Here is a 14,048-nt window from a genome sequence, read left to right as displayed (position 1 = left end):
TAGGTTTAGACGTATCAAAGGACAAAATTGCAGTAGCGGTTGCGGATGAGGGACGAACTAAAGCGAGATATATAGGCATGATCAGTTATACTGTTGAGGCAATTAGACATTTAGTAAAAAAACTAGGAGGAGCTGATCAACTACGAGTGTGCTACGAAGCTGGGCCAACTGGATATGGACTATATCGACTCCTTAAGAGCATGGATATTGAATGTGAAGTAATTGCGCCATCTTTAATACCACGGAAACCTGGAGAAAAAATAAAGACCGATAAACGTGATGCTCTTAAACTTGCCACACTTTATCGTGCGGGAGAATTAACCCCCATCTATGTACCAACGGAAGATGATGAGGCACTCCGTGATTTAGTTAGAGCTCGTGAAGATGTTAAAGAAGACGAATTAAGAGCAAAACACAGACTAACAAAATTTCTACTAAGAAATGAAATCAAGCCACCTGAAGGCACCAGGAAGTGGACAGTGAAATATTGGGATTGGCTAAATAGCTTAAAATTTGATCGATCACCATCTCGAATTGCTTTCCAAGAATATTTACAACAGCTGAAAGAATTTCAGCAACGACTAAAAATACTAGAAAAAGAAATTGAGAACCAAGCCAAAGAAGGAGCCCATGCCCCAATGATTCAAACCCTTATGACGTTAAGAGGGGTAGCAGTGATCACGGCTACTAGTTTGGTTGCAGAGATAGGCTCTTTCGATCGATTTCTGACACCACAACATTTTATGTCATACACTGGACTGGTGCCTAGTGAAAATTCTAGTGGTTCAACACGAAAACTAGGAGAGATAACCAAGACAGGTAATAGACATGTTCGGAAACTTTTAATAGAGGCTGCGTGGAGCTATAGATACCAGCCTGCAGTCAAAGGAGAATTGAAAAAGCGACAAAAGGACCATCCTACAAATGTTTTAGGAATCTCATGGAAAGCTCAAAATCGCTTGCATACAAAGTACTTCCGCCTACTAGGGCGCGGAAAAGAAAGTGGAAAAGCTATAACAGCCGTAGCGAGAGAATTGGCAGGTTTTATTTGGGCAATTGCCAACGAATCTACTTATGGATCTAATAAAAGTTGATGTTCTTTTGACAATGGGCACATGGGCAAATAAGCAGGAAGAGAAATGATTAAAAGGAAATAAATATAGGGCTCGAAGGCAAAGGTAAAAACCGTAGAGGAGAACACACGACGGAGACTTGTGCTAGCCATAAGAATGACTCGGTGAACGCACGCCAGGAGTTCGTGATAGCTCCTCAGACGGAACGATAAAATGTGACAACCCACGGATATCAGTATGCTCATCGGAGTAGAGATTTTTGCCTTCGTGCCGTGTATTTATCTTCTTTATAAATTAAAGAAAGGGGATAAATATAGATTTATTATTCTTAGCTTTCACGAGGATCTCAATGCTTCAATTGGTAGTCAAGGAAAGCACTTGACAACCAATTGAAGCATTGAGGAAGTGTTGGCAAGCTAAGAAGAAGGAAATATTGTAGCAGTTACTGCTTCATAAATGAAAAAAGAGCCGTAAAAGACTCTTAATTTAAGGTTGCACAAAAACCCGATATTTTAATAAGTGTGAGTGGGGCTTGACAGTTTCGTTCATATCAGTCTCCGTGTATTTCCTCCACTAGCATAATGAATCGTAATAAAATTCTCTTACTGAAAGTGAATACAAGCTAAATTCACTAGAGGAGTTTCACAAGATTAACCAACAATCAAACGTTCCACCCACACAAAAACCCCTTGTCGAGCGTATTGTCTGGACAAGGGATTGTGTTTTTTACTGATATAATGGGAATTTATCTGTTAGTGCTTTGACGCGTGTGCGTGCTTCTGCTAGTTTCGCTTCATCTTCGTGATTTTTTAGGGCAAAGGCGATGATGGATCCGATTTCGTCCATCTCTTCTAGGCCAAATCCACGGGAAGTCACAGCAGCTGTTCCAACTCGCACACCACTTGTTACAAATGGGCTTTCTGGATCAAATGGGATTGTGTTTTTATTTGTTGTGATTCCAACATCATCTAACACTGCTTCCGCTACTTTACCAGTCAGGTTTAAGCCACGAACATCTAATAATAAAAGGTGGTTGTCCGTACCGTCCGAAACGACACGAATGCCTTCTTTTTGTAAAGCTTCACCGAATCGTTTCGCGTTATCGATAATGTTCTGTGCATACACTTTGAAATCATCTTGGAGCGCTTCTTTAAATGCCATTGCTTTTGCAGCGATTACATGCATTAAAGGGCCACCTTGCATGCCTGGGAATACTGTTTTATCAATTTGCTTTGCGAATTCTTCTTGGCACATGATCATCCCGCCACGAGGTCCGCGCAATGTTTTGTGTGTCGTTGTTGTTACAAAATGGGCATGTGGAACTGGGTCTGGGTGTAATCCTGCTGCAACAAGTCCTGCGATATGCGCCATATCAACCATTAAGTATGCACCAACTTCATCCGCAATTTCACGGAATCTTTTAAAGTCAATTGTACGCGGGTAAGCGCTAGCACCTGCAACGATTAGCTTAGGTTTTACTTGCTTCGCTTTTTCTAATATAGCATCGTAATCGAGTTGCTCTGTGTCTTTGTCGACACCATACTCTTCGAAGTTGTATAGCTTTCCACTGAAGTTAACTGGACTGCCATGTGTTAAGTGTCCACCGTGACTTAAGTTCATACCTAGCACTGTATCCCCTGCTTCTAAAACAGTGAAATACACAGCCATGTTCGCTTGTGCACCAGAATGCGGCTGAACGTTTACATGATCTGCACCAAATAATTGTTTGGCACGGTCGCGCGCTAAGTTTTCGGCAACGTCTACATATTCACAACCACCATAGTAACGACGGCCCGGGTATCCCTCTGCATATTTGTTTGTTAACACAGACCCCTGCGCTTCCATTACTGCTTGTGATACAAAATTCTCAGATGCAATAAGCTCAATCTTGTCATTTTGACGATTTCTTTCATCCTCAATTGCTTGAAAAAGTTCCAAATCATTTTGTTTCACGTGCTCCACTAGTATTGCCCCCTTGTGCTTTTTTTGTGATCAGTGACCACTATATTTGAAAGATGTTCATGCCCTTTGCAAACCTGAGTACGTCCATCCTATTCACAGTGCCCTTGTTCTGTTTCCATCCTATATACCGCGCGCTCTCCCCCAATTAACTTAGGTCTTGTCCGCGCTGCGTTAACTCTTGCATTCCCCACAAATCTTTGATTTAAGCGTAGTGGAACGGCTACACGTTTGATATGCATGCCAATTAACGTCTCGCCAATATCAATTCCTGCATGTGCTTCTATTTTTTCAACTAAAACAGGATTTTGCAAATGCTTGTACGCATGAGCGGCCATGGATCCGCCGGCTTTTCGGACAGGAATGGCGCTCACTTGTTCATAACGGTATCGATCCATCGTTTCTTTTTCAACAACTAGCGCTCTGTTTAGATGCTCGCAGCATTGAAATGCAAGTTGTACGCCTGTTTCTTTTTGCAGGCGCGTCATTTGATCAAATAGAATTGAAGCAATTTCTTCACTTCCGGACGTTCCGATATGTTCGCCAGCGATTTCACTCGTTGAACAGCCGACTACGAATAGATCACCTTTGTTCAGATAGCCGCTAGAGATCCATTCATCTACGATTGCCTCCATGTGCACTTGTACCTGGTCCACGTCTAACATCCCTTTCAACGCTTACTTGTTTTCGTAATCTGCTACTTTTCCAATACGGTTTGCGTGACGACCACCAAGGAATTCTGTACCTAACCATGTTTGGACAATTTCTCTAGCCAAACCAGGTCCGATTACACGCTCACCCATTGCAAGCATGTTCGAGTCGTTATGTTCTCTTGTTGCTTTTGCACTAAATACGTCATGCACTAATGCACAACGAATGCCTTTTACTTTATTTGCAGCGATCGACATTCCAATTCCTGTACCACATATTAAAATACCTCGGTCTGCTTCTCCATTTGCTACTTTTTCCGCAGCAGGAATACCATAGTCCGGGTAATCTACCGAGTCTGCACAATTACAGCCAATGTCTTCAAATTCAATATTTAACTCTGTTAATAAGTCTGCTATTTCTTTTGATAAATTAATACCACCGTGGTCTGATGCTAATACGATTTTCATATACGGATGCTCCTTTTGGGTTATTTTAGTTTAACTTGCTAACGTAAATCGCTTTATATGTTTTCTTAATCTTTCTGCTTGGTCTTCAAGTGAAATCGCCAGTTCCTCAAGATGTTCGGTGACTGCCGTCTGTTCTTGAATCGACGCACTCATCTGTTGTGTTCCAGCTGATGTTTGTTGTGCAATTGCAGATACCTCTTGCGCTTGTTCTACAGTAGATTGGATTTCACCTAATTGTTTAGCAACTAGCTCGGATATATCCTCTATTGTTGTTACTACTTCATGGATCGATTGTGACATATGCTGTAGCGCCGCTGTTGTTTGCTTGCCATTTCGTGCTTCCTCACGTGTCTTCGTTACTTGCTGTGTCATCTTCTCCACTACTTGACGTACATCCATTTGCATATCGTTGATTAGTTCAGCTATATTTTGTACCGCTTGTGAGCTTTGATCCGCCAATTGTCTGACTTCATCTGCTACCACCGCAAATCCTTTTCCATGCTCACCTGCTCTAGCTGCTTCAATCGATGCATTTAACGCTAACAGGTTAGTCTGTTCAGAAATGCCACCAACCATGGAGATAACATCGCCTACTTGCACCGCTTTTTTAGCTAATCGATCGACATCATCCAAGGATGCTTCCTGGCTTTCTGCTAGATCCTGCACACCAACAATCAACTTATGTATAACTTCTTTCCCGTTTTCTAGCTCTTTTATCATCGTAGACGATCTGTTTTTTGATGTTGTTGCTTTTTCTTGTACCTTTGTTGCAAGCGCAGTCGACGTTTCCACCGCTTCTACCATTTGTTGCATGGAAGTAGAGGAACTCTCTGCACCTGCAGCTATTTGTGTAACAGTTTGTTCAATAAGGCCCGATTGTTGCGCAGAACGAGTTGCAACATTTTTTAGGTCGTGCACCGTTTCGTTCGTTTTTCCCGCATTAGAATCGATGTTCCCAATCACTTCTTTCAAGTTATTCATCATTTTATTGAATGCAACTGTTAATAAACCAATCTCATCCATCGATTTTGGAACGTTGATTTCTTGTTGTAAGTTTCCTTCCGCGGCTTCTGATGCGGCTTTCTTTAGCTTAATTAATGGCTTTGTTATAAAACCTGAAGCGAAAAAGGCCAATATCCCCGACCATATCACGCCTAAAAGTAAGGTAAGTAACACAAATACCGGCTCGGAAATGTTTAAGAGATCCTTTACATTTTCAAAAACAAAATAAATAAAAACAGCACTACAAGAATACGTGATGAATGCTAGTAATGTAGTGAAAATTACTAGCTTCACACGTAAACTCAAAGCTCTTTCTCTCCCCACTGCTTTTCCCCCTATGATGTATTCTCTTTTTTCAACTATCTCTATTTTCTATTTTTTTGGCTAGGAGTTCAACATACTTTTCCATTTCTGCCAAAGTTTTTTTATAGATTGCTAAATCTCCTCCAAATGGATCCGAGATATCATAACTAGGTAGCTTCATTTCGAGCACTTGTATATCACTGATCTCCGTTCGCAAATGATCATAAAGTGCTTGATCCATTTCATTCGGATCTAGCTCTTTACCTCTTTTCGAGATAAAAGCAGCTCGCTTATCTTCCATTTGCGCATAGGCCTGTTTTAGCTCTTTCCAAATTGCATTATCCTCATCTTGATGGACATATTCCTTTAATGTAAATAGTTTATCATTATAGGTTGGATATTGTAATGCTAACGCTTGTTTATGGCTTGATGTCATTGTTAAGACAAGGTCTGCCCATTCAATTAAATTAACCGATACTGGTTGGGACTGATGATTAAGTGCAATACCTTTTTCTCGCAGTGCTTCCATTGTTCCTTGTGAAGCCATGTGCCCTGGTCCAGCATAGATACCTGCTGATTTTACGTTAGCTGTTGATTTCTTTTTTAATAAAGCCTCCGCCATCGGACTTCGGCATGTATTTCCAGTACAAACAAATAATATGTTCAACGACGTACACCTCCATATAGGATTGATCATGGTGAATGATTCTATGTTATGCCTATGTAGCATGTTACTTTTACGTGCGAATCAAATATTGAAACACATCTCTATGTCAAAAACTATACCACAATGCGTGACACGCGACAAAGAAGCAGGGGTCGTGTTTCAACTTTTGTTGTACACAACCCCTGCTTCTTTTAATTTATCTTTTATCCAAATATTATTTTTAATCCAAACCCACAGAGAATACTTCCACCGAGTAATTCACTGTACACACCAAGCAGGCCCCGGGCTTTTTTTCCTACAAGAAGGCCTGTCCATGTTAAAGCCATACTTGCAAGACCAAATAAAATTAAGGCAAGGAATGTTTTCACACCAGACATCCCTAAACTAAGGCCAACAGAAAAGCTATCTAGACTAACACTTATCGCGAATAATATGAGTCCGATCCCAACTGGTTTCATCACCGTTTTATCTTCCCGATTAAAAGAATTCAAAACCATTTGAACTCCAAGGCCAAATAGCAAAAGTCCTCCACCGATAATTGCAAATCCTTCTAATTTTGTGGATATAAAACTGCCGATTAAGATACCTAAAAACGGCATTGCTATATGGAATATTCCAACCGTTACTCCAATGATAAAAATTCTCTTCAGCCTTAGCGCTTGCATCCCCATCCCTAAACCAACAGAAAATGCATCCATACCTAGTGCTATGGCCATAAAAGTAAGGGAAACAAACTCCCCCAAATATGCCATTGACATGAAATTACCCCTCTCTACGGACATGCTATTTCACTATATGCACGTGGACGAGGGTTTATGATTGGTGGGAGCTTTTTTTGCGCTCCCTGTTGACTTGTTCAAGGGGATTTTTTCTTGGCGGACATGTAGTACGTTATTTTCAGGAAAAACCCCTCTTTATCGGTGTTGGCGGACAAATGTCCGTTTAACGACTGACACTGCAATGCTATGAACTCTTCGCCGACCTGGAACTAGCTATCTTGCACTATTTTTCTCGAAGCTGCTTTTTCTAAGCGGTTCATAATCGCCTGTCCTACTCCAGTTGTAGGAAATGCTTCGCACAAAATGACGTCAACATCTGCCTTTTTAAAAGCACGTAGTGTATCGTATAGGTGCACGGCGACCTCTTTTAGATCTTCGCGTGATCCACAGGGCTTTATCAAATCTGCCTCTACAAGCTGCACCAACTCTTTACTCGCCATTACGCCAACCTTTTTTCCTTGTTCTTTTACTAGATTGATTTGTTCTTTAAAGAAATCGATGTCACCTTGAATCAACCAAAGCGGGGCATCTGGTTCATAATGATTGTATTTCATCCCGGGTGCTTTCGGTTGATCTTTTGCTTGAATTAAAGCAGGGTCAACCATAACATCACCAACCACTTGCTGCAGTTGTTCTATCGTTATGCCTCCAGGACGTAATACGATTGGGATTTTCGCCGTACAATCGATCACCGTTGATTCTAGGCCGACGCCTGTTGTTCCTCCGTCGAGAATTCCGGCAACCTTGCCATCTAAATCATGTCGCACATGCTCTGCTTTTGTTGGGCTCGGTTTTCCTGACACGTTTGCACTTGGTGCAGCGAGTGGTAAGTTTGCTGTTCGTAGCAGCTCCAGAGCAACGGGGTGGTCTGGAATTCTTACGCCCACTGTATCCAATCCGGCCGTCACATTGCGTGCAATTTTTCCATTGCTATGTAAAATTACTGTTAGCGGACCTGGCATAAAGGCGCGGATGAGTTTTTTTGCAACAGTTGGTATTTCTGTTACATAGTTTTCTATTTCACTTTCGTCGGCTACATGCACGATCAGCGGATTATCTGACGGGCGACCTTTCGCTTCAAATATTTTCGAAACAGCTTCCTCGCTTAATGCATTTGCACCGAGTCCATAGACTGTCTCTGTCGGAAATGCGACTACTTCCTGTTTATTTAAAAGCATCGCCGCTTCTTTCATCGCATGCTCGCTTTTTTGTAAATGCTCATTTATTTTCCAATACATTGTTTCTTTTCCCATAGTTAACTCCTTCTACCTGTTATCAACACGTTATCCACATTATGAAAGGTCCTGTCCTTTTTCGCAAGCATCTTAAACGAAAAAAACTCTCTGCCAAAAAGTACGCTAGACAAAGAGTTTCTCTATTTTTCTTTATATTTTATTATTTTTGCGTAAAAATAAGCACCTATTTTACTTAAGATTAATTTGCCTAAAAATCATCGATATCCTTTAGCTAGAGATGATTTATCTAGTCTTCCACAGGATATTCACACGAACACACAGGTTATCCACAATAGTTATACACAGGTGTTAATAACTTTGTTAATGAAAGCCATTTGCGTTAACATGTACCGGTTTTTCCACTGATGTTTTCCACCACTTACCAGCAGGCAATTCAGGAATGTCCTCGGCAAATGCAGGTGTAGACTGATTTTCAAATTGTAATGCTTCTAGTAGTGCGTCAAGCGCCTGTTGATGACTGTGGATAAGTACATGCGCACCTTTTTTCTCCCTTGCTAGCGTAATGGATGACTCGATAATGGCTAGTGGTAAAGAAGAAGGCGCGCCATCCTTTATGTATAAACTTTTCAACCAATATGCACTAGCCTGTACTGGAGCCAATGCAAAATACGCTTTATATTGCTCGTTTATTTCCACAAAATAGCCGTATGCTTTTAAAGTTTGTTGATCTTCAAACGCATCCCATTTTCCTTCAAAAAAATCTCTTAAAACCGACTCTTCTATATTCGCCGTACTTACAAGTTTCATTCTAACCACTCCCTATTAATCTCTTGTTATGTCTAATCTATGATTCATAGAGTGTGGATATGATAGATTTTAGCTAAACCATTTCATAAAAAAGAATTTAAACTCTACTTCTTCCTCTTCTGGTTCTTCTTCTGCTACAAATTTCTTCTCATCTTCTTGTTTTTCTTCTTTTTTCTTTTCTTTTTCTTCAGGTTCCTCTTCCGCTACACTTGATCCATTTGAGAAGTCTAGGAAGCATAATGGCGGGAATAGGACGCACCACCAGTTGGCACCTTTTGCTTCTCCTAATGAAATAAGGATTGCCTCATATTCACCTGCTGGATATATATATTCACCGTACACTTTCGTTGGAAAATTAACGTTCTTTCCGTATTCGACTTTATACGTATAGTCTAATCCTTTTGCTTCTAATTCTGATTCCACAATAGCTTCGATATCATCTAAACGATCTTGGATCATTTCTCGCGCTTGTTCGATCTCCGTTACATCCTCTACCCATTTTGTAATCTCTTTGTTGACAACATCACGGATTTGACGCTTAAGCTCTTGATCGTCGTCTTTATCACTATTTGCTAAAATACGTAAACGAATCGCATCATCAGGGATTACCTGATACTCTGAATCTGTAAACCGTTGTTGATTTTCTCCTAAACTAAACCCTTTCGCAGGAAATGCACCGAATAATAATAAAAAAGTAAAAAATGCTAGAATATAACGTTTCATAATTCCTTCCCCCTTAATTACTGATATCCACAGTATGGTCGGGTTGTTTCTCTTTTAAACTTGTAATCTAGTATTTTTTTATTTTCTTTTGTGGGATATGTGGAAAAGCTGTGATTAAGATTACGGATTGTCAGGTGAGTTACTGGATTATTGGGTGAAGAGACTGAATTATGTGGGTAAGTCACTGAATAAATAGGTTAACTAACTGAATAATACGAGAAAGTTACTGAATTATGCTAGAAACTCACTGAATTCACCAGTTTTGTTAACAAAAAAGCACCACAACCTCTAGTTGCGATGCCGTTTCTTTTTACTGTATAAACCCAAAAACCATTCTATCTTTACCGTTAATATCTTTGCGAACCTCTACTTCACTAGATGGAAATGCTTGTTTAATCAGAGAGCTTACCGATTCACCCTGTTGATAACCAATTTCGAAAGCGAGTAAGCCTGGTTTATTCAATACATGGTGGGCATTGTGAATAATCTGTTGATAAGCGGCTAAACCATTATCCTCTGCAAAAAGAGCGAGCCTTGGATCATGGTTTTTTACTGTATCACTTAAACTATTTTCATCCGAGAAAGGAATGTAGGGTGGATTAGACACAATGATATCCACAGTTTTCTCTGTTTCGATCAACGGAGTGAGAAAATCCCCTTGATAAAAGTTGATGTCTGCTTCTAGAGCATCAGCGTTACGTCTAGCCACTTGCAGAGCTTCTTCCGATAGATCACTCGCGGAAACATCCAAGGAAGGCTTCTCTAGTTTAAGGGTGACCGCAATAATTCCACTTCCTGTACCAAGGTCAACCACAGAGACTGGTTCTGGAAATCTGTCTATATATGCTAGTACTCCTACAATGAGTTCCTCTGTCTCTGGCCTCGGGATCAACACATGGTTATCCACAGCAAATGTTCTTCCATAAAACATCTCTACCCCAGTCAAATGCTGGACAGGGATACCCGTCGATGCGTGTGCTTCTACATCTTGAATAAATCGCTCTTGGGCATCTTCCGCAATTGGGTCTCTTAAGGCCATTAGCATCTGTGGTTTGGTTAGGCCGAGATGGTGTAATAACAATATTTCCGCTACGCGTTCTTCTCTATTATTGTCTGCTAAAAAAAGAGAAGCCCAACGGAGGGCTTCGTGTATTTTCATTGGCTTCATGTTACTCACCAATTTGCTCCATTTTCTTCGCTTGCTCTTCCATAATTAATGCATCGATCACTTCACTCATTTTACCTTCTAGGATTTGGTCTAGTTTTTGAATGGTTAACCCAATACGGTGATCGGTAACACGGTTTTGTGGAAAATTGTACGTGCGAATACGCTCGGAGCGATCGCCGGTACCAACCGCAGATTTTCTTGTTTGATCATATTCGGCTTGCGCTTCTCGTTGGAACTTATCATAAATACGAGAACGTAAAATTTTCATCGCTTTTTCTTTGTTCTTGATTTGTGATTTTTCATCCTGCATCGAAACAACAATACCTGTTGGCTCGTGCGTTAAACGAACAGCTGACATTGTCGTGTTAACACTCTGTCCGCCAGGTCCGCTTGATGTAAACGTATCGACACGGATATCTTTTTCATGAATATCTACTTCAACTTCTTCTACTTCTGGCAAACATACGACAGTTGCAGTAGACGTGTGGATACGGCCACCTGATTCTGTTTCAGGCACACGCTGTACGCGGTGGGCACCATTTTCATATTTAAATGCTGAATAGGCACCTTTACCATTGATCATGAAAATGATTTCTTTATATCCCCCAACACCCGTTGAGTTCGCTTCCATTACTTCTAGCTTCCAGCCTTGTGATTCCGCATATCTGGAGTACATCCGATATAAATCACCAGCAAACAAAGCTGCTTCATCTCCACCCGCAGCACCTCGGATTTCCATGATAACGTTCTTGTCGTCATTCGGATCTTTTGGCAACAGAAGGATTCTTAATCTTTCTTCTAACTCGACCTTCTTTTCTTGTAACTCACTGATCTCCATTTTCACCATTTCATACATGTCATTATCTAATTTATCTTCGAGCATTACTTTTGCATCATCTAATTCCGATGTAACTTCTTTATATTCTCGGTATGCTTGAATAATATCTTCTAGGTCAGATTGTTCCTTGGAATATTCTCTTAGTTTTTTTGTATCGCTAATGACATCTGGATCACTTAATAACTCATTTAACTTGTCATAACGATCTTCTAACGATTGTAATCTATCTAGCATTACGTCCACCTCTTCCTCTTTCAACAGAAGTTTACACTTCTATCCAACAGTCCTATTATAGTATAGTAAAAAAACTCCGTCAAAATGCTACATGCTTAATCGGCAACAACCTTTATGTCGTATCTAGGGATCATCCCTCTTATGGCGGATGATACAGTCTCTTCCCAATCGTGTTCTTCATTTTGATCCATTGCACGCGTTACGTTCACATAAACCGTAGCCATGTTATTTTTTATATGTATAGAACGGACGTCGACATCGGGAACCTGCTCTGCTGCATGTTCAATTGTCTCCGTGTCCACTTCTTGATCCCATTCTTTTATTTGGCTAGATTCAATGGAACCACTAGGCTGATTCAATTGTGTATATCCTTCATCGGTTACACTTTCATTGGTCGGATCATTTTGATTACAAGCCACAAGAAAACTTGCCAAAATAATTAACACACTTATGTATCGCATTTTACTGTGCCACCTCATTAGGTACTTTTAGTCTTAGCGTACCCATGAATTGGACAGTTTATGATAGGATGACCTTATCTAAAAAAGAAGAAAAACATCTGCAGACGTTTTTCTTCTCCTTACTATTTAATGCAATTACTTGGAAGCATTTGCTGTTGTTTTTGCAATTGAAATACCCGGTTTGTTTGGGACTTCATGATGATAACGACATCTCGGCTCATATGCTTCTGAAGCACCTACTAGAATGATCGGATCATCATAGGAAGCGGGCTTCCCATCAATTAACCGCTGCGTTCTACTAGCCGGCGATCCGCATAACGGGCAAATCGCATTTAATTTGGATACAGACTCACTTAACGCCATGATCTCAGGAACTACACCAAAAGGTTCCCCTCTAAAATCAGTATCGAGGCCTGCCACAATAACACGATGCCCTTGATTAGCAAGTTCTTCAATAACATCTACAATTTTTGCATCAAAAAACTGTACTTCGTCAATGCCAATCACATCAATATCATCTGTAACATGCTCCAATATTTCCTCCGCACGGTCTAAAGGTCTTGCTAAAATCGATGTTCCATTATGGGAAACAACAGATTCCTCGGAATATCGACTATCAATAGCCGGTTTAAACACTCTTACTGTTAAGTTGCCATATGTAGCTCGTCTAACACGGCGAATTAACTCTTCAGACTTTCCAGAAAACATGCTGCCACATATTAATTCTATCCATCCACTATGTTTCATTATGTGCACTTAAGGTCTCTCCCTTCGATCATTCGGCAAAAGCTGCTTGGTTACGCATGAAGTCTTTTTCCTTAATGTTAACCTAATCATCAAAGACTTATGTTGAAATTCCCTTATAAAAAATTGTCATTATTTCTCTATATTATTAGATAAACTCGCACTCGCTCGTCCTTTTGCGAATTGGGCAATAAACTTACGCTATATTCATGTATAAATAAAACGGATGGACTTGTCCATCCGTCAAATGAAGTAAAAAAACAGGCAAACGATAGACAATTTGCCTGCTTGTTGGATTCTTTGTACAAAGAATCCAGTGTTTATTTCATCTTGATAAGGTTTTGTTCAAAACCTTTCTTCTATGCAGCTATATGGGTATATACCCATGCTTGCATATTAACCAAGATTGTATTTTTTCTTGAAACGGTCCACACGGCCACCAGCTTTGTCGGCTTTTTGTTTACCTGTGTAGAACGGGTGAGATGCTGAGCTAATCTCAACACGGATCAATGGATATGTGTTTCCATCTTCCCACTCAATAGTCTCTTCAGAGTACTTTGTAGATCCAGTAAGAAATTTGTATTCAGAACTTGTATCTTGGAATACTACTTTTCTGTAATTCGGATGAATTGCTTCTTTCATGTCTTTCCACTCCTTTTGCCCTGAATCCCTTGGAAACAGAGTTATTATCATACTAGTCGTTTCTACGGTAGTATATTTTTTTCATACAGAAAGATTATAACAGTGTCAAAATTCGATTGCAAGAGCATGTTGATTATTTCCAATAGTTCCTTATTATATTGGCTTATTGAATTTGTTTATACGCAGTATATATATAACACCCGCTGCACAAGTGAAATTGGCTCCCTTTCCACGGGCACGGCCTCAGCTAACTCAGTCGCAAAGTTCACTCCTGAGTGGATCTTCAGCTCGTGCTGTTCCCGTAGGAGTGTCGCCAATTTCACTTGTTTCGCTA

Annotated in this window: 15 protein-coding genes; 1 reads left to right on the top strand and 14 read right to left on the bottom strand. The window is 40.3% G+C overall.

Annotation, left to right across the window (positions count from 1 at the left end; genetic code table 11):
* On the top strand, positions 1-1,094 hold a 1,094-nt coding region (locus NYQ66_RS21400; RefSeq protein ID WP_259870444.1), incomplete at its 5' end, for an IS110 family RNA-guided transposase.
* Positions 1,095-1,799: 705 nt separating this feature from the next.
* Here NYQ66_RS21400 and glyA read toward each other — a convergent pair.
* The 14 genes from glyA to NYQ66_RS21330 form a co-directional block, all read right to left on the bottom strand.
* Complete coding sequence (gene glyA / locus NYQ66_RS21395) at positions 1,800-3,035, bottom strand: serine hydroxymethyltransferase (protein WP_259872495.1); 1,236 nt, start codon at positions 3,033-3,035, stop codon at positions 1,800-1,802.
* An 89-nt stretch (positions 3,036-3,124) separates the two neighbouring features.
* Positions 3,125-3,697 carry a TIGR01440 family protein gene (locus NYQ66_RS21390; protein ID WP_259872494.1) on the bottom strand — a complete coding sequence of 191 codons (573 nt, stop codon included), beginning with the start codon at positions 3,695-3,697 and terminating at the stop codon, positions 3,125-3,127.
* Positions 3,698-3,709: 12 nt separating this feature from the next.
* On the bottom strand, positions 3,710-4,150 hold the full coding sequence (rpiB, locus tag NYQ66_RS21385; protein WP_259872493.1) for a ribose 5-phosphate isomerase B: 441 nt from the start codon (positions 4,148-4,150) through the stop codon (positions 3,710-3,712).
* Positions 4,151-4,180: 30 nt separating this feature from the next.
* The gene (locus NYQ66_RS21380; RefSeq protein ID WP_259872491.1) at positions 4,181-5,476 is read right to left on the bottom strand and encodes a methyl-accepting chemotaxis protein; all 1,296 of its coding nucleotides are present in this window, start codon (positions 5,474-5,476) and stop codon (positions 4,181-4,183) included.
* 31 nt (positions 5,477-5,507) lie between these two features.
* Entirely contained in the window at positions 5,508-6,122 is a 615-nt protein-coding gene (locus NYQ66_RS21375; RefSeq protein WP_259872489.1) for a low molecular weight protein arginine phosphatase, read from the bottom strand.
* Between the two features lie 203 nt (positions 6,123-6,325).
* Positions 6,326-6,880 carry a manganese efflux pump MntP gene (locus tag NYQ66_RS21370; protein ID WP_259872488.1) on the bottom strand — a complete coding sequence of 185 codons (555 nt, stop codon included), beginning with the start codon at positions 6,878-6,880 and terminating at the stop codon, positions 6,326-6,328.
* A 230-nt stretch (positions 6,881-7,110) separates the two neighbouring features.
* Complete coding sequence (locus NYQ66_RS21365) at positions 7,111-8,154, bottom strand: L-threonylcarbamoyladenylate synthase (RefSeq protein WP_259872485.1); 1,044 nt, start codon at positions 8,152-8,154, stop codon at positions 7,111-7,113.
* Positions 8,155-8,457: 303 nt separating this feature from the next.
* Positions 8,458-8,904 carry a hypothetical protein gene (locus NYQ66_RS21360; RefSeq protein ID WP_259872483.1) on the bottom strand — a complete coding sequence of 149 codons (447 nt, stop codon included), beginning with the start codon at positions 8,902-8,904 and terminating at the stop codon, positions 8,458-8,460.
* Positions 8,905-8,973: 69 nt separating this feature from the next.
* The gene (gene spoIIR / locus NYQ66_RS21355) at positions 8,974-9,630 is read right to left on the bottom strand and encodes a stage II sporulation protein R (RefSeq protein WP_407652139.1); all 657 of its coding nucleotides are present in this window, start codon (positions 9,628-9,630) and stop codon (positions 8,974-8,976) included.
* Positions 9,631-9,937: 307 nt separating this feature from the next.
* Positions 9,938-10,795, bottom strand: a complete 858-nt coding sequence (gene prmC, locus NYQ66_RS21350; protein ID WP_259872499.1) for a peptide chain release factor N(5)-glutamine methyltransferase — start codon at positions 10,793-10,795, stop codon at positions 9,938-9,940.
* Between the two features lies 1 nt (position 10,796).
* Positions 10,797-11,867 (bottom strand): peptide chain release factor 1, encoded by a 1,071-nt coding sequence (gene prfA, locus NYQ66_RS21345; protein ID WP_259872479.1) that lies wholly within the window; start codon positions 11,865-11,867, stop codon positions 10,797-10,799.
* Positions 11,868-11,962: 95 nt separating this feature from the next.
* Positions 11,963-12,328, bottom strand: coding sequence for a hypothetical protein (locus NYQ66_RS21340; RefSeq protein WP_259872478.1), 366 nt, complete (start codon positions 12,326-12,328; stop codon positions 11,963-11,965).
* A 135-nt stretch (positions 12,329-12,463) separates the two neighbouring features.
* On the bottom strand, positions 12,464-13,084 hold the full coding sequence (locus NYQ66_RS21335) for a thymidine kinase (protein WP_259872476.1): 621 nt from the start codon (positions 13,082-13,084) through the stop codon (positions 12,464-12,466).
* Positions 13,085-13,468: 384 nt separating this feature from the next.
* Complete coding sequence (locus NYQ66_RS21330; RefSeq protein ID WP_259872473.1) at positions 13,469-13,714, bottom strand: type B 50S ribosomal protein L31; 246 nt, start codon at positions 13,712-13,714, stop codon at positions 13,469-13,471.
* Positions 13,715-14,048: the final 334 nt, after the last annotated feature.

Origin of the sequence: Aquibacillus koreensis (assembly GCF_025154055.1) — a bacterium.
GTDB classification, from domain to species: Bacteria; Bacillota; Bacilli; order Bacillales; family Amphibacillaceae; genus Aquibacillus_C; species Aquibacillus_C koreensis.
This window is presented reverse-complemented; position numbering and strand designations above follow the sequence as displayed.

Bases quoted from the DNA above. Each gene is read 5' to 3' on its own strand.
- prmC (WP_259872499.1), bottom strand. From the start codon at position 10,795: ATGAAGCCAATGAAAATACACGAAGCCCTCCGTTGGGCTTCTCTTTTT.
- NYQ66_RS21390 (WP_259872494.1), bottom strand. From the start codon at position 3,697: ATGTTAGACGTGGACCAGGTACAAGTGCACATGGAGGCAATCGTAGAT.
- prfA (WP_259872479.1), bottom strand. From the start codon at position 11,867: ATGCTAGATAGATTACAATCGTTAGAAGATCGTTATGACAAGTTAAAT.
- NYQ66_RS21370 (WP_259872488.1), bottom strand. From the start codon at position 6,880: ATGTCAATGGCATATTTGGGGGAGTTTGTTTCCCTTACTTTTATGGCC.
- NYQ66_RS21340 (WP_259872478.1), bottom strand. From the start codon at position 12,328: ATGCGATACATAAGTGTGTTAATTATTTTGGCAAGTTTTCTTGTGGCT.
- NYQ66_RS21365 (WP_259872485.1), bottom strand. From the start codon at position 8,154: ATGGGAAAAGAAACAATGTATTGGAAAATAAATGAGCATTTACAAAAA.
- NYQ66_RS21330 (WP_259872473.1), bottom strand. From the start codon at position 13,714: ATGAAAGAAGCAATTCATCCGAATTACAGAAAAGTAGTATTCCAAGAT.
- NYQ66_RS21360 (WP_259872483.1), bottom strand. From the start codon at position 8,904: ATGAAACTTGTAAGTACGGCGAATATAGAAGAGTCGGTTTTAAGAGAT.
- rpiB (WP_259872493.1), bottom strand. From the start codon at position 4,150: ATGAAAATCGTATTAGCATCAGACCACGGTGGTATTAATTTATCAAAA.